Origin of the sequence: Aureimonas sp. SA4125 (assembly GCF_019973775.1) — a bacterium.
Lineage (GTDB): Bacteria > Pseudomonadota > Alphaproteobacteria > Rhizobiales > Rhizobiaceae > Plantimonas.
In genome coordinates, this window is sequence record NZ_AP025032.1 from 3,948,472 (window position 1) to 3,973,354 (window position 24,883).

Consider the following 24,883-nt stretch of genomic DNA (forward strand, 5'->3'; position numbering starts at 1 on the left):
GCTCGACCTTCGAGGGCCGCCGGTCTCCCTGACCGGCGGCTTCGACATTCGCGGAGGCAAGACAGATGCTCGACAGACGCCGCTTCCTCATCTCGCTCGCGCTTGTCGGCACCGCCGGACCCATGGCCGTTGCGCCCGCCGCCGTGCCAACCATCGCGTTCGGCGATCTCTACGAGCGCCAGACCGTGTTCTCGCAGCGCGCGAAAGACCTCGAAGGCCAGACGATCGAGATGCTCGGCTTCATGGCGCCGCCGCTGAAGGCGGAATCGCGGTTCTTCGTGCTGACGCGGATGCCGATGTCCGTCTGCCCCTTCTGCGAGACGGAGGCCGACTGGCCGAGCGACATCATCGTCGTCTACACCGAGGATCCGATCAGCGTCGTGCCCTTCAACTTCCCGATCCGCGTCACCGGCACGCTCGAGCTCGGGACGACGAAGGATCCGGAAATGGGCTTCGTCAGCCGCGTCCGGCTTCAGAATGCCGACTTCGAACGGGTCGGATGACCGCCCCGCAGCTCACTGCCGAGGGAATCGTCGTCCGCTATGCCGATTCCGGCGGGACCGATATCGCCGTCCTCGACAGCGTCTCCTTCGCGCCCATGCCCGGCTCCCTCGTCGCCATCACCGGGCCGTCGGGTTCCGGCAAGTCGACGCTTCTCAGCGTCCTGTCCGGCCTCGTGCGACCGCAAGCGGGGCGCGTCAGCGTGGCAGGCGCGGACATCTCCGCCTTGTCGGAGGCCCGCCGCGACCGCTGGCGGCGCGACACGGTCGGGCTCGTCTTCCAGAGCTTCCACCTGATCGACGAGCTCAGCCCGCGCGACAACGTCGTCGTCGCCGCCTGGTTCGACCGCCTGTCGGCCAGGCCGTTCCATGCCCGCGCGGATCAGCTTCTCGAACGACTCGGCGTTCCCACGCGCCGCAAGACGCTGAAGGGTTTTTCCCGCGGCGAGAGGCAGCGCGTCGCGATCGCGCGGGCTCTCCTCTTCGACCCGCCCCTCATTCTCGCCGACGAGCCGACGGCAAGCCTCGACAGCCTTTCCGGCCGAGAGGTCGCGACCCTGCTCCGGGCCCTCGCCCATGACGAGGGGCGGACAGTCGTGACGGTCACGCACGACCCCGCGCTGATCGCGGTCGCCGACGTCGTCCACGAGCTGGCGCAGGGGCAACTTCGCCAGAGGCCCGCGCCGTGAACCCGTTTCCGATCGTCAAGACCCTCTACGACAGCAACCGCGCGACCATCCTTCTCTTCATCGGGCTGGTCGCGCTCGCGGTCGCGCTCGGCGTCGCCGTCTCAGCGCAGGAGCGCGCGCTGCGGCAGGGCAGCGCCAGGGCCGCCGATCGCTTCGACCTGATCGTCGCGGCACCGGGAAGCCAGACGGACATTTTGATGAATGTCGTCTACCTCCAGCCCTCGGCCGTGGAGCTTCTGGCCCCGGAGACCGTGGCAAGACTGCTCGCCGAGCCCAAGGCGACGCTCGCCGCCCCGATCGCCTTCGGCGATTCGGTCGCCGGCTTCTCCGTCGTCGGCACGACCGCCGCCTTCGTCGACAGGCTCTCGGGCCCCCTCGCCGAGGGCCGGTCCTTTGCGGCGGAGACGGAGGCGGTCGTCGGCTTTGCCTCGCCCTATCCGATGGGCGCGACGCTTCGGCCCGCGCACGGCCATGGCGCGGCCGCCGAGGGGCCGCACGATTCACGGCTGATGGTCGTCGGCCGCATGGCTCGGACGGGCACGCCCTGGGACACCGCCATCGTCGTTCCCGTCGAGCAGAACTGGCGTGTCCACGGCCTGCCGACGGGGCATCCGCCGGGAGAGACGCGGATCGGCCCGCCCTTCGACTCGGCCTTCCTCCCGGGCGTTCCGGCCGTCGTCCTATCGCCCGATACGGTGCCGTCGGCCTATGGCCTGAGGAGCGCCTACCGGTCGGAAGTGACGACGGCCTTCTTCCCGGCCGAGGTGCTCGTGCAACTCTATGCCGTTCTCGGCGACATGCGGTCGGTGATGGACATACTGACCTTCACGACGCAACTCCTCGTCGTCGCCGCCATCCTCGCCGGCCTGATGGCGCTCATCCAGCTCCAGACCGAGCGCCTGGCGGTCCTGAGGGCACTCGGCGCCTCGCGTTGGTACATCTTCGCCGTCGTCTGGACCGGCGTGACGGCGATGATCGCGATCGGTTCCGTCATCGGCATCCTCATCGGCTACGGCCTGGCCCAGATCCTGTCGATCGTCATCACCCGCGAGACCGGCATCGCCATGACCCCGACCCTCGGCAAACCCGAGCTGATCCTCGCCGCCCTCGTGGTTGCCGTCGGCGGGCTCGTCGCGCTCCTGCCCGCCGCTCTGCTGCATCGGCGTCCCCTGGCCGAAACGCTGCGCGGCTAGAACACGTCGATCGGCGGGGTGACGTTCGCATCACGCTCGAAGGGTGCCGGCGAGACGGTGCGCCGAGCGGCGCCTGCCGTATGCTGGTTCAGGCCGCGAGTTCGGCTGCGATGGTGCCGCCGACGTCGCGCGCGGTCCGGGAAACGCCGATGAGGGTTGCGGAGGCCGGACCCGTCCAGTCACCATAGCCAAGCAGCCAGACACGAGGATCGGCCACCGATCGGGCCCCGTTCGTCGCCACGCGGCCGTCGTCACCGACGATCCCGAGCGGGCGGAGGTGATCGAGATTGGGCCGGAAGCCGGTGCACCAGATGACCGCGTCCACCGCCGTCCGCGTGCCATCGCGCCAGACCACGCCGTCCGGGGTGAACCGGGCGAAGGGCCGCACGGCGTGGAGCACGCCGCGCGCGCGCGCCGCCTGCACGGGAGGTACCATCACCACGTTGCCGAGCCCGCCCTCGCCCGTGGACGGTTCGCGTCCCTCGCGGGCGGCCCGGAAACGCTCCGTGGCGCGTTCGAAGAGGACCCGGCCATCGACGTCGTCGGGCAAAAAGAGGGGCGGCTCGGGCGTGACCCAGATCGCGTCGGCGACGAGGGACACTTCCGCCAGGATCTGCGCGCCCGAATTGCCGCCGCCAACGACGAGGACGGTCTTGCCGCGAAAGCGATCGGGAGAACGGTAGTCGGCGGAATGGAGCTGCTCGCCGTTGAATTCAGCCTGTCCCGGATAGGGCGGGAAAAAGGGGGCTTCCAGCGTGCCTGTCGCGCTGACCACGATGCGGGTGTTCCACCGCCGCTCGTTCGATGAGACCACCAGGCCGTCAGACCCGGCCTCGACGGATCGCACCCGGACGCAACGTTCGATCGGAAGGGCGTAGCGTGCCTCGTAGGCGGCGAGGTAGGCGATCACGTCGTCCCGCGTCGGATTGCCGGGGGTCGTCGGTTCCGGCATCGGCCATCCCGGCAGCGAGCTGTAGCCCGCCGGCGAGAACAGCCGAAGCGAATCCCAGCCGTGGCGCCAGGCGCCGCCCGCGCTGGGCTCGGCGTCGAGGAGGACGAAGTCGAGCTTTGCCCGGCGCAGGTAATAGGCGATCGCCAGGCCCGCCTGTCCGGCCCCGATGACGACGACGTCGCGCAGCGGCCCGCTCATGAGACGACCGGGAGCCAGAGCCACAGAGCGACGAGCGTCGCGAGCAGGACCGGCGGGGTGATGACGAGCCCCACCTTCATGTACTGGCCCCAGGTGATGGTCTGGCCCTTGCCGGCGAGGACGTGAAGCCAGAGGAGGGTCGCCAGCGAGCCGATCGGCGTAAACTTCGGACCGAGATCGTTGCCGATGACGTTGGCATAGACCATCAGCTCCTGCGTCAGCGGATCGAGGGTCGCGCGGTCGATGGCGAGCGCGCCGACGAGGGTGGCCGGGAGGTTGTTCATGACCGAGGCGAGCACGGCCACGGCGAAGCCGCTGCCGATGGTGGCCACGAACGTCCCCTGCGCACCCAGCCAGACGAGAAGGCCGGCGGCTATGTCGGTAAGGCCGGCATTTCCGAGGCCGTAGACCACCAGATACATGCCGATGGAGAACAGCACGATCTGCCAGGGCGCCTCGCGCAGCACCTTGGTCAGCGGAACGACGGCGCCGTTTCCGCCGGACAGCCAGCGCCCGGCGATGGCCATGAGGACGAGAGCGGCGGCACCCGTCACGAAGGAAATGGGCACGCCGAGCGGGCCGGTGACGAAGTAGGCGACGAGGAGGAGCCCGAGCAGGGGCAAGGCGGCGCGGAAAACCTGCGCGTCCTTGATCGCATGCGCCGGGGTCTCCAGCGTCGACAGGTCGTAGCTTGCCGGAATGTCGCGCCGGAAATAGGCCCACAGGACGATAAGCGTGGCGGCAAGCGAAACGAAATTCACCGGAACCATGACCGCGGCATAGCGGCCGAAGGAGACGTCGAAATAGTTCGCGGTCACGATGTTCACGAGGTTCGACACCACCAGCGGAAGCGACGTCGTGTCGGCCACGAAGCCGCAGGCGACCACGAAGGCGAGCGCGCCGGCAGGCGGAAAGTTCAGCCGGAGAAGGATCGCGAGGACGATCGGCGTGAGGAGAAGCGCCGCGCCGTCATTGGCGAAGACGGCGGCGATAGCCGCGCCGAGAAGGACGACGAGCGGAAACAGTTTTCGGCCGTTACCGCCGCCCCAGCGGGCGACGTGCAGCGCCGCCCAGGAGAAGAAGCCGGCCTCGTCGAGGATGAGAGAGATGACGATGAGCGCGACGAAGGTGAAGGTCGCGTCCCAGACGATGTCCCAGACCACGCCGACATCGGCCCATCCGACGACGCCGGTGAGAAGCGCGACGGCGGCGCCCGCCAGGGCCGACCAGCCGATTCCGAGCCCCCGGGGCTGCCAGATGACGAAGACGAGGGTGGCAACGAAGATCGCAAAGGCGAGCATGGGCGGTGTCCAGAAGTGAGAGCGCCGTCCAGGGACCGGCGCGAGGCGCGGCCGACCGGGCGGGTTGGAAATCGACGGGATCGCCGCTCTTTTGCGCCATGAGCGGAGAACTGCGAAGGCGGCGTCCGGTTATCGTCGGGAGACCTGCCGGTACCGGAAACTCTCGCGAGGGGGTGATAGCAGAAACGCCGCCGCGCTCCAGCCTCAGATCGAGGCCTGGTTTACGCGCTTCATCAATGCCTCGGCGCTCTCGACGCGCTCGGAATAGCGGTCTGTCAGATAGGCCGAACGCCCGCGCGTCATCACGGTGAACTTCACCAGTTCCTCGCAGACGTCGACGATGCGATCGTAGAGGGCGGAGGCTTTCATGCGCCCGGCCTCGTCGAATTCGAGGAACGCCTTCGGCACGGAAGACTGGTTCGGAATCGTGATCATCCGCATCCAGCGGCCGAGAATGCGCATCTGGCTGACGGCGTTGAAGCTCTGCGAGCCGCCGGAGACCTGCATGACCGCCAGCGTCTTGCCCTGCGTTGGCCGCCTGGCGCCTTCGCTGAGCGGAATCCAGTCGATCTGCGCCTTCAGAATGCCGGTCATCGCGCCGTGGCGCTCGGGGCTGACCCAGACCATGCCCTCCGACCACGCGGCGAGGTCGCGCAATTCCTTCACCTTGGAATGGTCGGGCTCGGCACCGTCCGGCAGCGGCAGCCCGCGCGGGTCGAAGCTGCGGACGTCACAGCCGAACCACCGCAGGAGCCGCGCGGCTTCCTCCGAAACGAGCCGGGAATAGGAACGCTCGCGGATCGAGCCGTAGAGGATGAGGATCCGTGGCGCGTGCGCCGGCCCGCCGGGTCCGGCCAGCGCCGCCAGGTCGATCGGGCGAAGCTGGCCGGGCTCTATGTTCGGCAGGTCCATCGCGTGCGGATCGGTCACGCCGCGCCCCCCGTCACCGCCTCGCCGTCTTCCTTGGTGAAGCTGGCGACCGGGTTTTCGAGGAGCGGCAGCACCTTCTCCGACGGGCGACAGAGCGCGCCCCCCTTGTCGGTGACGACGATGGGACGGTTGATGAGGATCGGGTGCGCCATCATCGCGTCCAGCAGTTTCTCGTCGGAAAGCTGGGGATCGTCCAGTCCGAGCTCGGCATAGGGCGTCCCCTTCTCGCGCAGGAGATCGCGGGGTGTCATGCCCATGACGTCCAGCAGGTCGATCAGCGTCTCGCGGCTCGGCGGCGTCTTCAGGTATTCGATGACGACGGGATCCTCGCCGGACTGGCGGATCATCGCCAGCGTATTGCGCGAGGTCCCGCAGGCGGGATTGTGGTAGATCGTGACGGTCATCGAAAGCCTCTCAAGCAACGTCCGGCGTCTTGAACGAGGCACCCTCGAGCTGGCCGATTTCCTGGATCTTGGCGGCGAGGCGCGAGCGCTCGAGGCTTGCGATCGGCAGCGCTGTGAAGACGGAGATCCGGTTCTTCATATAGCGGAAGGCGGTCGTGAAGGCCGCCCGCTTCCACATCTCTCCCTGCGTCTCGTTGCTGGGATCCTCAATGCCCCAATGGGCCGTCATCGGCTGCCCCGGCCAGACCGGGCAGGCCTCGCCCGCGGCCTGGTCGCAGACGGTGAAGACGAAATCCATGTGGGGCGAGCCGGGCGTGGCGAACTCGTCCCAGGCCTTCGAGCGCATGTCGTCGGTCGGGTAGCCGAATTCTTCCAGAACGCTGAGCGCCATCGGATTGACCTCACCCTTCGGGTGGCTCCCGGCGGAAAAGGCATTGAACCGTCCGGCGCCGTCCTTGCGCAGGATGCTCTCGGCCAGGATCGAGCGGGCCGAATTGCCCGTACAGAGGAAGAGGACGTTGAAGGACTGGTCGCTCATGGGCACGTCTCCGGAGTGCAGGGGGCAGCGAAATCGGCAAGGTTTCCGCAGATCTCGGGCTGGCCCGAGCAGCAGTCGTCGGTGAGAAAGGCGAGAAGCTGTCGCATGTCGTCGTAGCTCGCCGCGTAGAGGATGCGTCGCCCGTCGCGCCACGATCGCAGCAGCTTCGAGCGCTCCAGCGCCGCCAGATGAAAGCTCATCCGCGTCGGCGGGATCGACAGCGCCTCGGCGATCTCGCCCGACGGCATTCCGTTCGGTCCCGCACGAACCAGCATTCGGAACGCCGCAAGGCGGTCCGCATGGGCAAGGGCAGACAGGGCGGCAACGGCGACGTCATCCTTCATTCCTCCCATTATGCAAATAATGTTGGAGGGTTCAAGGGGTCGTTGCGCTTTGCGCAACGCGCGGCGATTCTGCCAATGCGCTTCGACCCCGCGTCCTCGCGGACCTCATAGCCGTTCGGCAGCATCCGATCGAGCACGTCGCCAGGGAAACGCGATCTGACAGTCGCCTGCAAAGCCTGTGTCGAAGAGGATGGATGCTGAGGAAATCCGCGGGAGCGAGAGTACTGAGCGGCTCGTGCACAGTGATCTTGCTGGACGCCCTATCGAGGGCGACGATGGCGGAAAAAGCCGGGACCGCTGCGAAGGAGCCCATGAAAGCCGATAAGCCGCTCAAAACTCGCGCGGCACTTGGAACCGGTACCCGACCTTGGCCTTGCAAATCGACGGAAGTGGTGTCCCGGAAGGGATTCGAACCCCTGACCCCAGGTTTAGGAAACCTGTGCTCTATCCGGCTGAGCTACCGGGACTGACCGTCTGCGTTCGGTGACTGTTTGGTCCTCGGCCGCACCGCTTCGGCCGTCTGCTTATGGTCCGTTTCGGCCGTTCGTTTCAAGAGCGGTGCATGGGAATCTGCTCCATCCTGCCGGACGACGGCGAACCCGTACACTCTAGGCAAAAGGTCGGACCGGGCCAAGCCCTCGGCAAAGACTGCCTGCTTCAGGGCGCGGCGGGGCCGGCCTGGAAAAGGAGGACGGCGGTGCCGGCGCCAAGGGTGATCTCGACCGGACCGAGGGCCTGGTTCGACTGGGTGAGGATCGACGAGAAGGGAACCGCGACGTCGTCGAGCGGCCATTTTGCGCCTGAGATCGAGAGGCCGGAGAGATCGCTGAACTTCAGGAGCGAGAAATCCGTGCCGGGGAGCATGTCGATACGCTGAGGGCCGAGCTTCAGCGGAACGGCATGCTCGTTGCCGTCGAACAGCGCGACGGCGATGCCGCGCGAAGCGTAGCGCAAAGCGAGGATCAGATGCATGAAGGCATGGTCGGTGCGCGGGCCGCCGAAGGCACCGACGAGGAGGATCTCCTCGGCGCCGCGCGCGATGGCGGCATCGATCGCCAGTTCCCCGTCGGTGCGGTCCTTGTCGCGCGCGAAGGTTTCGCGCGGCACGACGGAAAAGCGCGCCGCGAGGGAAGGAGCGGCGGAATCGAAATCGCCGACCCAGAGTTCCGGAACGACGCCCAGCGCCTCGGCATGCGCCATGCCGCCATCGGCGGCGATGATGCGGGTGCCGGCGATGGCCTGGCGCAGCGCCGGCGTCGGCCGGATCGCGCCGGCGAGGAAAATGGTGAAGCAGCTCATTCCCGGCTCCTAGCCGTCCTCGCGCAGCGCGGCAATGCCGGGGTCCGACTTGCGTCGCCGGCAGGGCTGAACTAGCCTGACCCGGCTCACACGGGGTGCCCTTCGGGGCTGAGAGGCGTTCACCGCCAACCCGCCGAACCTGATCCGGCTCGTACCGGCGGAGGGATTGAGGGCGTCCCGGCGACGATTGCGCTGCCGCGGCACCGTTTCCCCTTGCTGCGAAGGCCCCGTCCAAAGGACACGCCGTTGCGCCTCGTCTCTCTTCCTGCCGCCCTCGCCGCGGCGTCGCTCTTCGCCATGCCGCTTGCCGCGTCGCCGGCCCTCGCCGACGATGCCAAGCCCGTTTTGACCGTCTACACCTATGAGAGCTTCATCGCCGAATGGGGCCCGGGTCCGAAGGTCGAGGCGGCCTTCGAAGCAAGTTGTGGCTGCGACCTGCAATGGGTCGGGCTCGGCGACGGCGTCGAGATCCTCAACCGGTTGAAGCTCGAAGGCGCCGGCACGAAGGCGGATGTCGCGCTCGGCATGACGGCCGAGATGGTCCCGGAAATGAAGGCGACGGGCCTGTTTGCACCCAGCGGGGTCGATCTTTCGACGCTGGCGATCCCCGGCGGCTTCGCCGACGACACCTTCGTGCCCTTCGACTACAGCTACCTCGCCTTCGTCTACGACACCGAGACGGTGAAGAACCCGCCGAAAAGCCTCGACGACCTCGTGAACGGCGATCCGGAACAGAAGATCGTCATCGAGGATGCCCGGACGTCGACGCCCGGCCTCGGCTTTCTCCTGTGGATGAAGGCGGTCTACGGCGACCAGGCGGCGGAGAAATGGAAGACGCTGTCGAAGCGCATCCTGACGGTGACGCCCGGCTGGAGCGAGGCCTACGGCCTGTTCACCTCGGGCGAGACGCCCATCGTCCTCAGCTACACCACCTCGCCGGCCTACCACATGATCGAGGAAAAGGTGGAGCGGTACCAGGCGGCGAGCTTTTCGGAGGGCCACTACCTGCAGGTCGAACTCGCCGGGCAGCTGGCGGGTGCGCAGAATCCCGAACTCGCCAAGGCCTTTCTCGCCTTCATCCTGACCCCGGATTTTCAGGACATCATCCCGACCACCAACTGGTCGCTCCCCGCCGTTGCGCCCGCGACCCCGCTGCCGGAGGTATTTTCCCGGCTGGTGCAGCCGGCAAAGCCGCTCGCGATCGATGCCGCGACGGTGGCGGAGAACCGCAAGGCGTGGACCGACGAATGGCTGCAGGCTCTGGGTCGCTGAACCGGACGCGCCGGTGATCGCCAACACCGACCGACGCTGGCAGGCCCTGGCGGGGGCCGCCGGTCTGCTCCTCCTTGGGCTGTTCGTCATCGGCGCCTTCGCCGCGCTTGTGACGCAGGCGGCCACGATCGATGTCGGTGCGGTCCTCGGCGATCCCTATATCGCCGGCGTCGTGCGCTTCACGCTGCTGCAGGCGGGGCTGTCGACACTGTTCTCGCTGGCCTTCGCCTTGCCGCTGGCGCTGGCGCTGCATCGGTTCCGCTTTCCCGGCCGGAGCCTGGTGCTGAGGTTCTTCCTCCTGCCGCAGGCGCTGCCCGTGCTCGTCGGCGCCCTCGGCATCCTCGCCATCTGGGGCCGCGGCGGCCTCCTCTCCGACGCCCTTGCCGGGCTCGGGTTTGCGCGGCTCGACGTCTACGGCCTCACGGGCATTCTCCTTGCCCATGTCTTCTTCAACATGCCGCTGGCGACGCGCCTCCTCGTCGCCGCACTCGACGCGGTGCCCTCGGAAAGCTGGAAGCTCGCCGGACAGCTGTCGCTCGGGCCCGCCGCCACGTTCCGCCTCGTCGAATGGCCGGCGATCCGTTCCAGCCTGCCGGCTGCCGCGAGCCTCGTCTTCATGCTGTGCATGACGAGTTTCACCCTCGTCCTCGTCCTCGGTGGCGGTCCGGCCGCGACGACGCTCGAGGTGTCGATCTACCAGTCGCTGCGCTATGCCTTCGATCCCGCGCGCGCCGTCGTGCTGGCCCTCGCGCAGGTGCTGATCACGGGGATCGTCCTCTTCGCCGTCACGCGATTCGCCGGCCGGGTGGACGGCATGGCGACGCTGGGTCGCGCCGCCACCCGCTACGACCGGATGTCGACGGCCGAGCGCGGGCTGGCCGGCCTCGTCATCCTCCTCGGCCTCGGCTTCGTGCTGGCACCCTTTGCCGCGATCGTCACGCGCGGCCTTGCCGCCGACCTGTGGCGCCTCTTCGGGGAGACCGCGCTGCACCGCGCCGTTCTGACCAGCATGCTGGTGGCGACGGCAGCCGCGACCCTCAGCCTCGCTCTGTCGCTGGCGCTCCTCTTCGGTGCCCGTGCCCGGCGCCGCAACGCGGAAGAAGCGGGCGGACGCGGACTCTACGATCTCGCCGGAAGCCTCGTCCTCGTCGTCCCGCCGATCGTCCTCGGCGCCGGCTGGTTCCTCTGCCTGCGGCAGGTGACAGACGTCTTTGCCGCCGCGCCCTATCTCGTGGTCGCGACCAATGCGGTGATGGCCATGCCCTTCGTCATGCGCATCGTCGGCCCGGCCCTCTCCTCGTCCGCGGCCCGCCACGACCGTCTGGCAGAGAGCCTTGGCCTTGCCGGCCTGAACCGTCTCGCGCTCGTCGAGTGGCCGGCGACGCGCGGGGCACTCGGCCTCGCCTTCGCCTTCGCCCTCGCGCTCTCGCTCGGCGATCTCGGCGTTGCCGCCCTCTTCGGCAACCAGGATTTCCTGACCCTTCCGCTCCTCCTCTACCAGCGCATGGGCAGCTACCGCACCGCCGACGCCGCCGGGATCGCGCTCATCCTCGGGATCATGACCCTCGTCCTGATGAGCGTCGGCGAAAAGGGATTTGCCCGGAAGGACCCGGAATGACGGACGCAGCGCTCACCCTCGACGGCGTCGTCCACCGCTATGGCGATCTCGTGATGCGCTTCGACCTTGCGGTCGAAGCCGGCGAGTTCCTGACCGTGATCGGCCCGAGCGGCGCGGGCAAGTCGACGCTCCTCGACCTGGCTGCCGGCTTTCTCAAGCCGGATGCCGGCCGCATCCTCATCGCCGGGACAGATGTCACCGACGTCCCGCCGGCGGGGCGGCCGCTCAGCATGGTGTTCCAGGACAACAACCTCTTCGCCCATCTCGACGTCTTTCGAAACGTCGCGCTCGGTCTCTCGCCGCGCCGGCGCGTCGGCGAAGAGAATTCGCGGCGCGTGCGGGAGGCCATCGCCGCCGTCGGCCTTGCCGGCTTCGAACGCCGGCGCCCGGCCGACATGTCGGGCGGGGAGCGTCAGCGGGTCACCCTCGCGCGCGCCTTCCTGCGCGACCGGCCGCTGCTTCTTCTCGACGAGCCCTTCGCCGCCCTCGGCCCGGCTCTTCGCCGCGAGATGCTGGAGCTCATCCAGGCGCTGCGGCGCCTGCGCGGCGGGAGGATGGCGATCGTCATGGTGACGCACCAGCCCGACGACGCGCGCGGCTTTGCCGATCGCATCGCCTTTCTCGATGAAGGCCGAATCGCCGCGATCGGGGCGACGGACGCCATGTTGGCGGAAACCGGCGACGGCGGTCTCTCCGCCTATCTCGGCCGCTGAGAACGCCCTGTTCCACCGCATTTCAGGCGGAATTCGCCCCTAGAGGCATGAGGGATCGTGCTGGCCCCACGATGGCGGCGCGGAAAAGGACGGGGTGTGCCCGCTCAGCCCTTTCGCACTGCAAGCTGATTCGGCTAGACCCTAGTTTCGCACCAAGCGGGTTGGTCGATCGGCGGCGGCGGATCGACGGCCATGTGACTTTCAAGGAATGATCCGGGGATGGCGGCCCACGCGCTCACTTTGCTTCCAGCCGGAACACGGTCTGCCCCAGGCAGATCGGCGCTCCGCCGCGGGGCGACGCTGGGGGGGCTCCTGTTGTCGATGGCCGCCCTCGGCGCTTGCGAGACCATCAATGCCAGCCTGCAGGACGTCGCCAATGGCGATCCCGGCGTGGTCAAGACCGGCTACCTCCCCGGCCCGGCACGCGAGCCCGTCACCTTCGACAACCTGCAGAAGAACGATCCGCAGGCCTCCATCGGTCGCTCGCAGCATCCGAAGATCCTGGCAGCCTATGGCGGCGCCTATTCCGATCCGAAACTCGAGCAGACGATCGCGACGATCGTCGGCCGCCTCAGTGCCGTTACCGACGATCCGAACCGGATCTATCGCATCACCGTCCTCAATTCTCCCAACGTCAACGCCTTCGCTCTGCCCGGCGGCTACCTCTACGTGACGCGCGGTCTTCTGGCGCTCGCCAACGATTCGGCCGAGGTCGCCGCGGTGCTGGCGCACGAAATGGGCCACGTCACCGCCAATCACGGCATCGAACGCCAGCGCCGCGAGGCAGCGGCCGAGCTTGCCGGCCGCGTCGTCTCCGAGGTGCTCGAAAGCGATTCGGCGGGACGGGCGGCGCTTGCCCGCGGGCGCCTGAACCTTGCCAGCTTCTCGCGCAACCAGGAGCTCGAGGCCGATGCCATGGGCATCAAGCAGACCGGCCGGGCCGGCTACGATTCCTATGCGGCCGCGCGCTTTCTGAAGGCGATGGACTCCTATTCGCAGTTCCGCACCGCCTTCCAGGCGGAAAACCCCAATCTCGACTTCCTCGCCACCCATCCTGCGGCACCGCAGCGCATGGAACTGGCCGAGCGGCATGCCCGCGAATTCGGCCCTGCCGGCACCGGCAAGGTCGACCGCGACCGCTATCTCTCGGGCATTGACGGCATGCTGTTCGGCGATTCGGCCGTCGAGGGCTATGTGCGCGGCCACAGCTTCTATCATCCTGGCCTCGGCATCACCTTCGGTGTGCCGACGGGCTTCGTCATCGAGAATACCGCCGAGGCAGTCCTTGCGACGGGTCCGGGCGATACGGCGATCCGCTTCGACGGCGTCGCGCTGCCGACCTCGACGAGCCTGACCGACTACGTCACCAGCGGCTGGATCGGCGGGCTGGACCCCGCCAGCGTTCGCCTGGAGAAGATCGGCGACCTCGAGGCGGTGTCGGCACGCGCGGCCGGCGGCGAATATGTCTTCGACGTCACCGTCATCAGGGTCGGCGGCCAGGCCTACCGCTTCCTGACGGCGCTGCCCGCCAAGGTCGGTGCCGAAGCCGGCAAGGTGGCGGGTGGAGTCGCCAACTCCTTCCGGCTCTTAACCGAAGCCGAGAAGAGTCAGTTGAAGCCCCTGCGCATCCGGGTCGTCGCGGCCAGGGGCGCCGACACGGTCGACAGCATCGCCGCGCGCATGGACGGAGTCGATCGCAAGATGGAGATGTTCCGCCTGTTGAACGATCTGGGTCCCGGCGACCAGGTCAGGGCCGGCGAAAACTACAAGATCGTCGCCGAGTAGGCTTTCGTCGCCACATCGCGCTTCTGGAGTTCCCCGATGGAAAGCCTGCCACGCCGGCTCGAACGGCTGGAGGACGGCCTTGCCGCCCTCCCCCGCGACTACGACGCGATGACGCTCGGCGAGATCGACGGGTTCATCGCCGCGATCATTCTCTGCCCTGTGGCGATCGATCCGGAGGAATGGCTCGGCCATCTCTGGCGCAGCACCGACAGCACCGAAACGGTCGACCCCGCCCTCCTCGAAGACCTGCGCGCGAAAATTCTCGACCATTTCAAGCTGACCGCGCTCGGTCTTAAGGCCGCAGAGGAGGGTTATGCACCCATCGTCTATATCGAGGACGAGAGTGGCGATACCGTTTGGGAAAGCTGGGCGGGCGGCTTTGGCGAAGGCATGCAGTTGCGCATGGAAAGCTGGGACGCCGTCCGCGGCACCGGCGATGCCGAGGCCCTCGCAGCGCTCGACGGCCTGAAGGAACTCGTCCGAATTGCCGCTATGGACTCCCCACCGCCAGCCCAGCTCGGCGGCCTGGTGGCCAAGGCGGCAGATCTCATCCCCGACTGGGTCGAGATTCTCTACGACTGGCGTCTGGCCTACCGCCCCGAACCCGTCCAGCTGCCGGTTCGGTCGGAAAAGATCGGGCGCAACGACCCCTGCCCTTGCGGCTCCGGCCGGAAATACAAGAAGTGCTGTGGCGTGGCGGGATAGCGCAGGCGCGCGTCCATCCCAGCCCGGTCTTTGCGCTGACAGAAGAAAGGGCCCCGGGAGATTTCCCGGAGCGCTTGTTCGTTGTCCCGCGTTCACCGCACCGAGGCGGCTGCCACTTCATCAGCTGACGTAGGCGGCCTGATCCGGATTGGTCTGCAGGAGCGCGGCGCGAAGTTTTTCGAGTGCACGGGTCTCGATCTGCCGGACCCGCTCCTTTGAAATGCCGAGCTTGCTGCCGAGGGCCTCGAGCGTTGCGCCCTCATCCTGCAGCCGGCGCTCCCGGATGATCTTCAGTTCGCGTTCGCTGAGGACATCGAGCGCACTGCGCAGCCAGGTCACGCGCCGCTCGTCGTCGATCGATGTCGAAACCATCTCATCGGGCAGCGGATCCTTGGCGACCAGGAAATCCTGACGGTCGGAGCTGCCCGACTCGTCCTCGATCAGCGGCGCATTGAGCGATGAATCCGGACCGGACAGACGAGAATCCATGAGCGCGACGTCGCTTTCGGACACTTTCAGCGCCGTCGCGATCTCGCGATACATCGCCGAACCGGAAAGGCTCTCCGAACCCTGGCTCAACCGGGCACGAAGGCGCCGCAGGTTGAAGAACAGCGCCTTCTGCGCCGAAGACGTTCCACCGCGGACGATCGACCAGTTGCGCAGGATGTAGTCCTGGATCGAAGCACGGATCCACCATGTCGCATAGGTGGAGAACCGGACCTCCCGCTCAGGCTCGAAGCGGGCGGCCGCTTCCAGGAGGCCGACATGGCCTTCCTGGATCAGATCGTTCATCGCCAGGCCGAAATGCCGGAACTTCGACGCCATCGAGATCACGAGCCGCATGTGGGCCTGCGTGATCTTGTGCAGCGCGTCCTGATCCCGGTTCTCCTTCCATTTCACGGCCAGATCATACTCTTCCTCACGCTCGAGGTAGGGAGCCGCCATGGCGGCCCTGATCATCGTGCGTCGTGCGGACTGGGACGTCATGGATAAACCCCTCAGATGATCTGCGTGCCCTCGGGGCAGCAGCGCGCGTAAGGCTGATAAGAGCGTGCATCGTTCGGTGATGCAACGCGGCAAAGCCTAAAACGTTCCTGAAAGGGAAATCTTTGGGCGCTAGATAGCGCCGTTCTGGAAAAAGCAAGATGCGCAGACGCAATTTTGCTTTCATCTTGAGGAGCTTAACATCCGCCCCTCATATAGCAAACCGGCCGTGACGAATCACGACCGGTCGGCATTGCATTCCGCGGCCAGGGCCGCAGGCCATCGGCGAGGCTTAGGCGGCCTGAACCTCGACCGCGGTCTCGTCGCCTTCGGCCTCGGCGTCGACTTCCGCCTCGTCCTCGACCTTGGCCCCGCGCTTGGGACCCTTGTTGAGATTGAGCTCGATCAACTGCACGGCTTCGGTCTCGGACACCTGGTTCACCGCGGCCAGCTCCCGCGCCATCCGCCCGAGAGCGGCTTCATAGAGCTGACGCTCGGAGTAGGACTGCTCGGGCTGGCTGTCGGCACGGTACAGATCGCGGACGACCTCGGCGATCTGGATCAGGTCGCCGGAATTGATCTTGGCATCGTATTCCTGCGCACGGCGGCTCCACATGGTCTTCTTGACCCGGGCTCTGCCCTGCACGACCTTCAGCGCGCGTTCGACGAAATCGGTCTCGGAAAGCTTGCGCATGCCGACCGCTTCGGCCTTGGCCACGGGCACCTTCAGGCGCATCTTGTCCTTCTCGAAGTCGATCACGAACAGCTCGAGGGTCATTCCCGCGACGAACTGCTCCTCGATCGCGACGATCTGCCCGACGCCATGCGCGGGATAAACGATGCTCTCACCTGTCTGGAAACCTTGACGCTGGGAGGTCTTCTTCTGAATGGTCATACGCGTGTAAACTCCCTGTTGTGCCCGGCCACCACAGCCGCTAGACACAGTGACGACGCGGTTGCATCGCCGATTTCGACGCGCTTCCCCCACGCGGTGGAAGCAACAGCGGCAGCCGACGGACGCGCGGTCCAAGACGACGTCTGGCCATCCGTCTGACGACGGGGTGCCCTCGCGAAGTTTTGGGAGTTGCGCGTCCTTTCGGAACTGCCACGAGCGAAGGCTAAAACCCCAGACGCAGGTTCTCGCTCGACTGTTGCGAGAATATTACCCTATGACGCTTCCAAATTCAAGGTTTTGCGCACTGCACCGTTGACGTCCCAGCCCGATCGCGGCAGGCGTACCGAGGCGCGACCGAACGCCGCAGGCGCGGTCCGCAGCGTGAGCGGGGCGCACGCGCGGCTCTCGGGGCGATCGTCGTTGGACCGACCCCGCCCCTTCGCGCCGAAGCCTCAGTCGCCCTGGCCCGGCTCTGCCGAAAAATACTTTTCGAACTTGCCTGCCTCGCCGTCGAACTTCTCCGCGTCGGCAGGCGGATCACGCCTGATCGTGATGTTGGGCCAGAGGTCGGCGTACTGGGTGTTGACCTTCAGCCACTTGTCGAGACCCGGCTCGGTATCGGGCTTGATCGCCTCGGCAGGGCACTCGGGTTCGCAAACGCCGCAATCGATGCATTCGTCCGGGTGGATCACGAGCATGTTGTCGCCCTCGTAGAAGCAGTCCACCGGACAGACCTCCACGCAGTCCATGTACTTGCACTTGATGCAATTGTCGGTCACGACATAGGTCATAACGGATCCTTAGCGGACAAAACGGGCGCGGGCCCGGTCCATCACGGTAAACATGCAGGGGGGCCACAGCCATTGCGGCGCTGGCGTGCCTGAGGCTTGGGACGTAACGGCTCGGACAAGGGCTTGCAAGGGTAAAGCATGTCGCCATGCCCCCGCATGTCGGAAGGTTATTTCACGGCCCTCTCCGGCACTCTCTGGCGAAGAGCAGCAATGTCAGCCGTTCTCGTCATTGCTGCGAAACCGGTCGAGCGCGCGGCGCTCGCGCTTGTTCGGCGGACGGGGACTCGGCACATATCCCTCCGGCTCCGGAGGAAAGGCGGAAGGCGCCACCGGCTCGGGCTTCGGCGTCAGATCCTCGAAGAGCGTCGCCGCCTCAGGTGCGGGGCCCCGCCGTTCGCCGGGGTCGAGGATCTTCAGGATGCGCACGCCCTGACCGAGGGCGATCGTCAGGACATCGCCCGGCCGCACGAGCTTGGCGGCATTCGACACCTTCTCGCGGTTTACCCGGACGGCGCCGGACAGCATCATCTTCTGCGCCAGACTGCGCGATTTTGCCACGCGCGCGAAGAACAGCCATTTGTCGATGCGCTGTTCGCCTCCGGCCACGCCGGCTTACTTTCCGAGCTTGTCTCGGAGCGCGGCGAGCTTTGCGAAGGGCGAGTCGGGGTCGACGCGAACGGGCTGCGGCTTGTCGAAGCGGCGCGCCGGCACTTCGGCAGCGGGTTTGCGCTGCTCATGCTCCCCGCCGGCGCGATTGCGCCCCCCCTGGTTCTCGCGCCCGTCCCGGTCACCAGACGGCTTGCCGGTCCGCGGCGGCCGAGGACCTTCCTCCTTCTTGAAGCGCGCAGGACGCGAGCCACCCGGTGCATCGCCGCGGCCGGGACGCGGGCCCCGGCGCGTTTCCTGCGAGGCCGGGACTGCGGTTTCGTCCGCGGCGGCGGACGCTCCGGCGCGATCCCCCTGGCGTCCACGTCCGCCGGGGCGCGCCCCATCGCGCTGGCCGCTGCGGCCTTCGCTGCGCTGCAGGCGCCAAACCTGGATGAGCTTCGGTGCCTCGACGACGGGTGGCACCGCGACGACATCGTCGACGACAGCTTCCTCGGCCGGGACGGAGTCGATGGCGGCAGGCTCGGCTTCGGCAGCTTCAACGGCTGCCCCGACTTCCTCGGACGTTCCCTCCGACGGGCCGGCCGCATCGTCCTCATTGCCGGGCTCCTCGCCTTCGGCATCCGTCGATGCATCCGGCTCGTCTCCCGACTCGCCGGGGAAGATCGCGTCGAGCGGCAGCGGATCGCCGTCGTCGCCGGTCGCATCGCTCGAAACCTCGTCGGGATCGTCGATCGAGCCGCCGGCAGGTTCGCCATCGAAGGCACCCTTGCCAGGGATCATCACGGCTTCGCCCTCGGCAAAGGCTGCCGGCGATTCGTTCTCGTCCTCGTTGACCTCGGCAAGGCTGGTGACATCGCCGGCATCCGGGGTCTCGTCGGCTGCATCGACGGTACCGACGGCATCCGCCGCGGCGACCTCGGTCATTTCGCTGCCGATCGCTTCGGCGGGAAGCGCAGCGGCGGAAGGGGTCGCAACCGGCTTCGGAGCGGAAGCCGCGAGGGCCGCTGCATCATAGTCGGCGACGGTTGCCTCGACTTCCCTGGCCTCGACGCCTTGCGCACGATAGCCGAGGCCGCGCAGAATCTCGTCCATATCCTCGGCGGTGGCGCCGAGGATCGACATCATCGCTGGCGTCACCAGGAACTGCGCGCCGTTGTAACCGCCCTCCGGCCGCTTGCCGCCGCCGGGCTTCCAGGCGAGCGCAGGCCGGATCAGGTCGGCCAGACGCTCCAGAATGTCGACGCGCACGGCGCGGCGCCCGAGCAGGCGATAGCCGGCGAGGCCATAGAAAATAGGATCGAAAGAAGGGTCCGGAACCGCGGAGGTGCGGCCGGTGGCCAGAAGCTGCGTGACATCGCCGAAGCCTGGCTTGTCGCGGCCGTCGTTCTGGATGGCCCAGAGCAGCGTCAAGAGGTTCGCCGGTGCCGGCTTCACCAGCGCCGGGACGAAGATGTGGTAGGCGCCGAAACGAACGCCGTGACGGCGAAGGGCGGCGCGCGCCTCCTGGTCGAGCGCGCGAACCTCCTCGGCGACCTCGCGGCGCTGGATCAGGCCGAAATTCTCGAACAGGCGATAGGCGATGCCCTTGGCAGCCCCTTCGAGGCCCTCGGCCGTGTGAAGGTCCGCGAGCGGCTTCAAAATGGTCGAGATCTGATAGGTGACATAGCGTTCGGCCCGCGCCGCGACCTTGTCGCGCATCGGTCCCGTCAACTGCTCGTCGGCCAGGATGACCACGCGCGGCGCCAGCGCGTTCTCGCCCGGTGCGAGCGAGGCGACTGGCGCTCCCAGCCAACGCACCAGGCCGTCGGAGCCAAGCGCGACGTCGCCGTTCGGCGAATTGCCGAAGCGTTCCGCCCGTGCCTCGAACTCGCTGGCGAGCGCCTTTTGTGCCGCGGTACGAACCGCCTTGGCGTCGGGACCATCGGCCTTGACGGCCGGCGTGAACCGGAAGCCCTGCAACTCGCCGACATGGTGGCCCTCGACGAGCACCGTGCCGTCGCTGCCGATTTCAGCATCCATGACTGCGTTCTCTCTCAGTCGCTTCATCAAGACGCTTGTCCTGCGGTCTACGAAGCGTTTCGTCAACCTGTCGTGCAGCGCGTCGGAAAGACGGTCCTCGATGGCGCGCGTCTTTTCCTGCCAGTGTGTCGGATCGGCAAGCCATTCCGGGCGGTGCGAAATATAGGTCCAGGTGCGGATTTCGGCGATCCGGCGCGACAGGATGTCGATATCGCCCTCGGTCCGGTCGGCGCGCATCACCTGACTCGCCATGTAGTCTTCCGAGATGTGCCCGTTGCCGACAAGGTCCTGATAAACCGAGGCGATGATCTCGGCGTGCTGAGCCGGGGCGATGCGCCGGTAGTCCGGCAGCTTGCAGGCCTCCCAGAGAAGCTCGACCCGCCGTGCGTCGGTGGCGCGGGCGGTGATCGCCGGGTCGCGGGCAAGAAACTCGAGCGCCTCCTGGTCGACGGCACGCAGCGCGCGGGTCAGTTCGGGAACGGGCGGGACAACGTCGAGGCTCGCCTTCAGCCGGTCGATCGAGCTGAAGTCGAAATCGGGCGAGCGCCACTGCAGCACTTTGACCGGCGCAAAGTCGTGGCTCTCGAGTGATTCGACGAGTTCGGGCGCAAAGGGATCGACCCGCCCGGTGACCCCGAACGTGCCGTCGCGCACGTGCCGTCCGGCACGCCCGGCGATCTGGCCGAGTTCGGCAGGCGTCAGCTGCCGGTATTGAAACCCGTCGAACTTCCAGTCCTGCGCGAAGGCGACATGGTCGACGTCGAGATTGAGTCCCATGCCGATGGCGTCAGTCGCGACCAGAAAATCGACGTCGCCGGACTGGTAGAGCTCGACCTGGGCGTTGCGCGTGCGGGGCGAGAGGGCGCCCATCACCACCGCCGCACCGCCGCGTTGACGGCGGATCAGCTCGGCGATGGCGTAGACCTCGTCGGCCGAGAAGGCGACGATGGCCGAGCGCCGCGGCAACCGCGTCGTCTTCTTCGAGCCGGAATAGAAAAGCTGCGACAGCCGCGGCCGCGTCACCGTCTGGACGCCCTTGAGGAGCCGCTCGAGCACGCCCCGCATGGTCGACGCGCCCAGCAGCAGCGTCTCCTCGCGCCCGCGGCAATTGAGGATGCGGTCGGTGAAGACGTGACCGCGTTCGAGATCGGCGGCGAGTTGCACCTCGTCGATGGCGACGAAGGCGGCGTCTGTGCGCCGCGGCATCGCCTCGACGGTGCACACGTGATAGCGCGCGTTCGGCGGCTTGATCTTCTCTTCGCCGGTGATCAGCGCCACCTTGGAGACGCCGACCCGGTCGACCACCTTCTGGTAGACCTCCCGCGCCAGAAGGCGCAGCGGCAGACCGATGACACCCGAGGAATGGGCGACCATCCGATCGATGGCGAGAAATGTCTTGCCGGTATTGGTGGGACCGAGGACGGCGGTCACGTTGGTCCCGTCGAAGCGGATCGTCTCGGTCTGGCTGGGGCTGCGATTCATGTCCCGCCCAATGTGGGGCAGATGGACCCGACATGGAAGGAGGGCGGCGCAGCATTATGGTGGCGAACGAGTCAGGGTTCGCCGCGCCAGCACCGGAACTGCCTCTTCTCCCACGCAGGAGAGAAGACGCAGCGGCACCCTTTGCCCTTGACGAGGCGATGCGCTGAGTGGATCGCCGCATCCACAGCCGCCCATATGCGTATGAGTCTTACGCCAGATACTGCCCGCCATTGGCCGTCAGCGTCGAGCCGGTGATGAAGCCGGCATCGTCGGAGGCGAGGAAGACGACGCAGCGGGCGATCTCTTCGGGCTCGCCGAGGCGGCCGACCGGAATATGCGCCAGGATCTGCTTCTGCATCACGTCCTCGGGGATCGTCGCCATCATGTCGGTGTTGATGTAGCCGGGGCAGATGGTGTTGACGGTGATGCCCTTCTTCGCTCCCTCCAGCGCCAACGCCTTGGAGAAGCCGATGTCGCCGGCCTTGGCGGCGGAGTAGTTGGACTGGCCCATCTGGCCCTTCTGGCCGTTGATCGAGGAGATGTTGATGATCCGGCCGAACCCGCGTTCGCGCATGCCCTCCCAGACAGGCCTTGTCATGTTGAACAGGCCGTTGAGATTGGTGCCCATCACCGCCTGCCACTGCTCGATCGTCATCTTGTGGAACATGGCATCGCGGGTGATGCCGGCATTGTTGACGAGGATCTCGACCGGGCCGAGATCTTTCTCGATCGCTGCGAGATGGGTGCTGCACGCCTCGAAACTCGCGACATCCCATTTGCGCACCGGAATGTTGTTCGCCTGGCTGAAGGCCTCGGCCGCAGCGTCGTTGCCGGCATAGCTGGCGACCACCTGATTGCCCGCGCCCTTCAGCGCCTTGGCGATGGCCGCGCCGATCCCGCGCGTGCCTCCCGTCACGACGGCCACTCTGCCCATTGTCCCCTCCCCCGTCTTGTTCAGCCGGGACGGCAGGTCTGCCGTCCCGCTTGGCGGTTTTCCGCCTTACATGCGCTCAAAACACATCGCGACGCCCATGCCGCCGCCGATGCAGAGCGTGGCGAGGCCCTTCTTGGCGTCCCGCCGTGCCATTTCGTGGATCAGCGTGTTGAGGACGCGCGCCCCGGACGCGCCGATCGGATGGCCGATGGCGATCGCCCCGCCATTGACGTTGACGATCGAGGGATCCCATCCCAGTTCCTTGTTGACCGCGCAGGCCTGCGCCGCAAAGGCCTCGTTGGCTTCGACAAGGTCGAGGTCCTCGATCGACCATCCAGCCTTTTCCAGAGCCTTGCGCGAAGCCGGGATTGGGCCGGTGCCCATGATCGACGGATCGACGCCGGCCGTCGCCCAGGAGACGATGCGCACCAGCGGCGTCAGGCCGCGGCGACCCGCCTCCGCCTCGCTCATCAAGACGACTGCCGCGGCGCCGTCATTGATGCCGGAGGCGTTGGCGGCGGTGACCGAGCCCTCCTTGTCAAAGGCCGGGCGGAGTTTGGCGACCTTGTCGAGCGTCGTTCCGGCCTTGATGTACTCGTCCTCGGAGACCACGGTGTCCCCCTTGCGGCCCTTGACCGTGAAGGCGACGATCTCGTCCTTGAAGCGCCCGGCCTTTTGCGCCGCCTCCGCCTTGTTCTGAGAGGCCACGGCGAACTCGTCCTGCATCTCGCGGGTGATCTGCCACTGCCGCGCGACGTTCTCGGCCGTGGTGCCCATGTGATAGCCTTGGAAGGCGTCGAGCAGGCCGTCCTTCAGCATGGTGTCGACGAACTTCAGATCGCCCATCTTCGCACCCGAGCGCAGATGCGCCGCATGCGGCGCCATCGACATGGATTCCTGGCCGCCCGCGACGATGATCTTCGCGTCGCCCATCGTGATCTGCTGCATGCCGAGCGCGACGGCGCGAAGGCCCGAGCCGCACAGCTGGTTCAGGCCCCAGGCAGTGGCTTCCTGGCGCATGCCGGCGGCCATCGCCGCCTGGCGTGCCGGATTCTGCCCCTCGCCCGCGGCAAGCACCTGACCGATGATCGCCTCGTCGACCTCGGCAGGATCGACGCCGGCGCGGGTGAGCGCCTCGGCGATGGCCGCAGCGCCCAGCTGGTGGGCGGGCACATCGGCGAAAGCGCCGTTGAACGAGCCGACCGGGGTGCGGGCAGCACCGACGATGACAACGGACTGTTCGGTGGACATCTTGAATTCCTTCCCTGGCGGGCCTCTTCGGGGCCGAGCGCCCGCATGTGGCGCATCTGTTCTTACCCGAGTTGTCGCAGAGCCCTTCCGGGCCTGTCAAACACGAATGCGCAAGGGCTGTGCCGAGATGCGTCATCGGTTGGGCTGAGCCTGCGACGGCCGCCCGGGCACGCTCAGGAATCCCGGCGGCGCAGCGTCACCGGAAAGGTTTGGTAACCCGCCAATTTTGTGCCTATGATTTCCATGGCGCAGTGCAAAACGTCACAAGTCGGCAGCCAAGACCGACGGGCGTAACCGGGATGGGGAACGACTATGGCCAAGAACACGGAAACGACCGTCATCAAGAAATACGCCAATCGGCGACTCTACAATACCGGAACCAGCACCTATGTGACGCTGGAGAACCTGGCCGCAATGGTGAAGGGCAACGAGGAGTTCGTCGTCCAGGACGCCAAGAGCGGCGAAGACATCACGCATTCGGTGCTCACGCAGATCATCTTCGAGCAGGAAAACAAGGTCGGGCAGAACATGATGCCCATCGCCTTCCTGCGCCAGCTCATCCGCTTCTACGGCGACCAGATGCAGATGGTTATTCCCGGCTATCTCGAACAGACGATGGCCGCCTTTTCGCGCGAGCAGGAGGGGTTTCGCGACAAGGCGATCGGCGCCGGCGGCCAGAACCCGATGAAGATGATGGAGGCGCAGGTGCGCCGCAACACCGAGATCTTCCGGCAGGCAATGACGGTCTTCAACCCCTTCGCCGCCGCGATCATGCCCGCTGGCGCCAATGGCGGGGCCGAGGAGGCCCCTGCCGCCAAGGAAGACCTCTCCGACATGCGCCGGCAGCTGGCCGATATGCAGAAGCGGCTGGAAGCGCTCGACGCCAAAAAGGCCGAATAGTGCGGAGCGCAGGGTCGCCGCCGGGAATAGATCGCGGAAGTCGTGGTGGGCGCAGGTAGCCGCTGAAGATACACGGCTCCCGCAAGACCTGGTCATCCCCGGGCCAAGGCCCCGGGGATGACGAACTCCATGGGCAGCAGCGCCCGCAGCTCCCCTCGACAGCCATGATCTGCCGACGCCCTGGTCTCTCTCAGACGACAAAGGCCGGGCGTTGCCACCCGGCCTCCTCAATTCGCGAAACAGCCCGAAAAATTCAGGCGTTTTCCTTGATCGTCATGATCTGCTTGCCGCGATACATCCCGGTCTTCAGGTCGATGTGGTGAGGACGGCGCAGTTCGCCGGAGTTCTTGTCCTCGATGTAGGTCGGGGCCTTCAGCGCATCGTGCGAGCGACGCATGCCACGCTTGGAGGGCGAGGTCTTTCTCTTCGGTACGGCCATCGGTCTCTTCCGTTCGGATGTCGGGCGGACGGGCCACAAGGGCTGATCCGCGAGGAATGTTCATGTGCTGGAGGATCGCGGCGCGCCCGACGCCCTCCGTGGTCTCCAGCATTCACGTCCCTTACCCGGCGATCAATC

24 protein-coding genes, 1 tRNA gene and 1 riboswitch are annotated in these 24,883 nt (G+C 66.9%); of the genes, 9 read left to right on the forward strand and 16 right to left on the reverse strand.

What is annotated here, in order from left to right:
• The first annotated feature begins 65 nt into the window (after positions 1-65).
• The 3 genes from Sa4125_RS18730 to Sa4125_RS18740 are packed head-to-tail and all read left to right on the forward strand — an operon-like array spanning position 66 to position 2,382.
• Entirely contained in the window at positions 66-503 is a 438-nt protein-coding gene (locus tag Sa4125_RS18730) for a hypothetical protein (RefSeq protein WP_224000384.1), read from the forward strand.
• Positions 500-1,189 (forward strand): ABC transporter ATP-binding protein, encoded by a 690-nt coding sequence (locus tag Sa4125_RS18735; RefSeq protein ID WP_224000386.1) that lies wholly within the window; start codon positions 500-502, stop codon positions 1,187-1,189. The genes Sa4125_RS18730 and Sa4125_RS18735 overlap by 4 nt, the downstream gene beginning before the upstream one ends.
• A complete protein-coding gene (locus Sa4125_RS18740; protein ID WP_224000388.1) occupies positions 1,186-2,382 on the forward strand; it encodes an ABC transporter permease in 1,197 nt (398 codons plus the stop codon). The genes Sa4125_RS18735 and Sa4125_RS18740 overlap by 4 nt, the downstream gene beginning before the upstream one ends.
• A gap of 88 nt (positions 2,383-2,470) precedes the next feature.
• Here the strand turns inward: Sa4125_RS18740 and Sa4125_RS18745 are convergent, their stop codons facing one another.
• The 8 genes from Sa4125_RS18745 to Sa4125_RS18780 all read right to left on the reverse strand — a co-directional run bounded on the left by Sa4125_RS18745 (position 2,471) and on the right by Sa4125_RS18780 (position 8,348).
• Positions 2,471-3,532: an ArsO family NAD(P)H-dependent flavin-containing monooxygenase gene (locus Sa4125_RS18745; RefSeq protein ID WP_224000390.1), complete on the reverse strand. Its 1,062-nt coding sequence runs from the start codon at positions 3,530-3,532 to the stop codon at positions 2,471-2,473.
• Positions 3,529-4,833 (reverse strand): arsenic transporter, encoded by a 1,305-nt coding sequence (locus tag Sa4125_RS18750; protein WP_224000392.1) that lies wholly within the window; start codon positions 4,831-4,833, stop codon positions 3,529-3,531. Before Sa4125_RS18750 ends, Sa4125_RS18745 begins: the two co-directional genes overlap by 4 nt.
• A 204-nt stretch (positions 4,834-5,037) precedes the next feature.
• Positions 5,038-5,745, reverse strand: coding sequence for an arsenical resistance protein ArsH (gene arsH / locus Sa4125_RS18755; protein WP_224007985.1), 708 nt, complete (start codon positions 5,743-5,745; stop codon positions 5,038-5,040).
• A 14-nt stretch (positions 5,746-5,759) separates the two neighbouring features.
• Positions 5,760-6,167 (reverse strand): arsenate reductase (glutaredoxin), encoded by a 408-nt coding sequence (gene arsC / locus Sa4125_RS18760; protein ID WP_224000394.1) that lies wholly within the window; start codon positions 6,165-6,167, stop codon positions 5,760-5,762.
• Between the two features lie 10 nt (positions 6,168-6,177).
• Entirely contained in the window at positions 6,178-6,705 is a 528-nt protein-coding gene (locus Sa4125_RS18765) for an arsenate reductase ArsC (RefSeq protein ID WP_224000396.1), read from the reverse strand.
• A complete protein-coding gene (locus Sa4125_RS18770; RefSeq protein WP_224000406.1) occupies positions 6,702-7,049 on the reverse strand; it encodes a metalloregulator ArsR/SmtB family transcription factor in 348 nt (115 codons plus the stop codon). Before Sa4125_RS18770 ends, Sa4125_RS18765 begins: the two co-directional genes overlap by 4 nt.
• Before the next feature lie 390 nt (positions 7,050-7,439).
• Positions 7,440-7,516: transfer RNA gene (locus tag Sa4125_RS18775), tRNA-Arg, on the reverse strand.
• Between the two features lie 190 nt (positions 7,517-7,706).
• A complete protein-coding gene (locus tag Sa4125_RS18780; protein ID WP_224000408.1) occupies positions 7,707-8,348 on the reverse strand; it encodes a thiamine diphosphokinase in 642 nt (213 codons plus the stop codon).
• Positions 8,349-8,429: 81 nt separating this feature from the next.
• Positions 8,430-8,532, forward strand: a riboswitch (TPP riboswitch).
• Positions 8,533-8,645: 113 nt separating this feature from the next.
• Here Sa4125_RS18780 and thiB point away from each other — a divergent pair.
• The 5 genes from thiB to Sa4125_RS18805 all read left to right on the forward strand — a co-directional run bounded on the left by thiB (position 8,646) and on the right by Sa4125_RS18805 (position 14,441).
• On the forward strand, positions 8,646-9,620 hold the full coding sequence (gene thiB / locus Sa4125_RS18785; RefSeq protein ID WP_224007988.1) for a thiamine ABC transporter substrate binding subunit: 975 nt from the start codon (positions 8,646-8,648) through the stop codon (positions 9,618-9,620).
• 13 nt (positions 9,621-9,633) lie between these two features.
• A complete protein-coding gene (thiP, locus tag Sa4125_RS18790) occupies positions 9,634-11,238 on the forward strand; it encodes a thiamine/thiamine pyrophosphate ABC transporter permease (RefSeq protein ID WP_224000410.1) in 1,605 nt (534 codons plus the stop codon).
• Positions 11,235-11,951, forward strand: coding sequence for an ATP-binding cassette domain-containing protein (locus Sa4125_RS18795; RefSeq protein ID WP_224000412.1), 717 nt, complete (start codon positions 11,235-11,237; stop codon positions 11,949-11,951). The genes thiP and Sa4125_RS18795 overlap by 4 nt, the downstream gene beginning before the upstream one ends.
• A gap of 321 nt (positions 11,952-12,272) precedes the next feature.
• Entirely contained in the window at positions 12,273-13,736 is a 1,464-nt protein-coding gene (locus Sa4125_RS18800; protein ID WP_224007991.1) for a M48 family metalloprotease, read from the forward strand.
• A gap of 36 nt (positions 13,737-13,772) precedes the next feature.
• Positions 13,773-14,441, forward strand: a complete 669-nt coding sequence (locus tag Sa4125_RS18805) for a UPF0149 family protein (RefSeq protein WP_224000414.1) — start codon at positions 13,773-13,775, stop codon at positions 14,439-14,441.
• 120 nt (positions 14,442-14,561) lie between these two features.
• On the opposite strand, the gene Sa4125_RS18810 is transcribed toward Sa4125_RS18805, so the two are convergent.
• The 7 genes from Sa4125_RS18810 to Sa4125_RS18840 form a co-directional block, all read right to left on the reverse strand.
• Positions 14,562-15,428, reverse strand: coding sequence for an RNA polymerase factor sigma-32 (locus Sa4125_RS18810; protein WP_224007994.1), 867 nt, complete (start codon positions 15,426-15,428; stop codon positions 14,562-14,564).
• Between the two features lie 289 nt (positions 15,429-15,717).
• On the reverse strand, positions 15,718-16,320 hold the full coding sequence (locus tag Sa4125_RS18815) for a CarD family transcriptional regulator (protein WP_224000416.1): 603 nt from the start codon (positions 16,318-16,320) through the stop codon (positions 15,718-15,720).
• A gap of 452 nt (positions 16,321-16,772) precedes the next feature.
• Entirely contained in the window at positions 16,773-17,111 is a 339-nt protein-coding gene (fdxA, locus tag Sa4125_RS18820) for a ferredoxin FdxA (protein WP_224000418.1), read from the reverse strand.
• A 213-nt stretch (positions 17,112-17,324) separates the two neighbouring features.
• Positions 17,325-17,717: an RNA-binding S4 domain-containing protein gene (locus Sa4125_RS18825; protein WP_224000420.1), complete on the reverse strand. Its 393-nt coding sequence runs from the start codon at positions 17,715-17,717 to the stop codon at positions 17,325-17,327.
• 6 nt (positions 17,718-17,723) lie between these two features.
• Positions 17,724-21,221, reverse strand: coding sequence for a helicase-related protein (locus tag Sa4125_RS18830; RefSeq protein WP_224000422.1), 3,498 nt, complete (start codon positions 21,219-21,221; stop codon positions 17,724-17,726).
• 208 nt (positions 21,222-21,429) lie between these two features.
• Entirely contained in the window at positions 21,430-22,155 is a 726-nt protein-coding gene (gene phbB, locus Sa4125_RS18835; protein ID WP_224000424.1) for an acetoacetyl-CoA reductase, read from the reverse strand.
• 66 nt (positions 22,156-22,221) lie between these two features.
• Positions 22,222-23,406: an acetyl-CoA C-acetyltransferase gene (locus tag Sa4125_RS18840; RefSeq protein ID WP_224000426.1), complete on the reverse strand. Its 1,185-nt coding sequence runs from the start codon at positions 23,404-23,406 to the stop codon at positions 22,222-22,224.
• Between the two features lie 312 nt (positions 23,407-23,718).
• On the opposite strand from Sa4125_RS18840, the gene phaR reads away from it, so the two are divergent.
• The gene (gene phaR / locus Sa4125_RS18845) at positions 23,719-24,306 is read left to right on the forward strand and encodes a polyhydroxyalkanoate synthesis repressor PhaR (RefSeq protein WP_224000428.1); all 588 of its coding nucleotides are present in this window, start codon (positions 23,719-23,721) and stop codon (positions 24,304-24,306) included.
• A 253-nt stretch (positions 24,307-24,559) separates the two neighbouring features.
• Here phaR and rpmF read toward each other — a convergent pair whose 3' ends face one another.
• A complete protein-coding gene (rpmF, locus tag Sa4125_RS18850; RefSeq protein ID WP_188854693.1) occupies positions 24,560-24,745 on the reverse strand; it encodes a 50S ribosomal protein L32 in 186 nt (61 codons plus the stop codon).
• Positions 24,746-24,883: the final 138 nt, after the last annotated feature.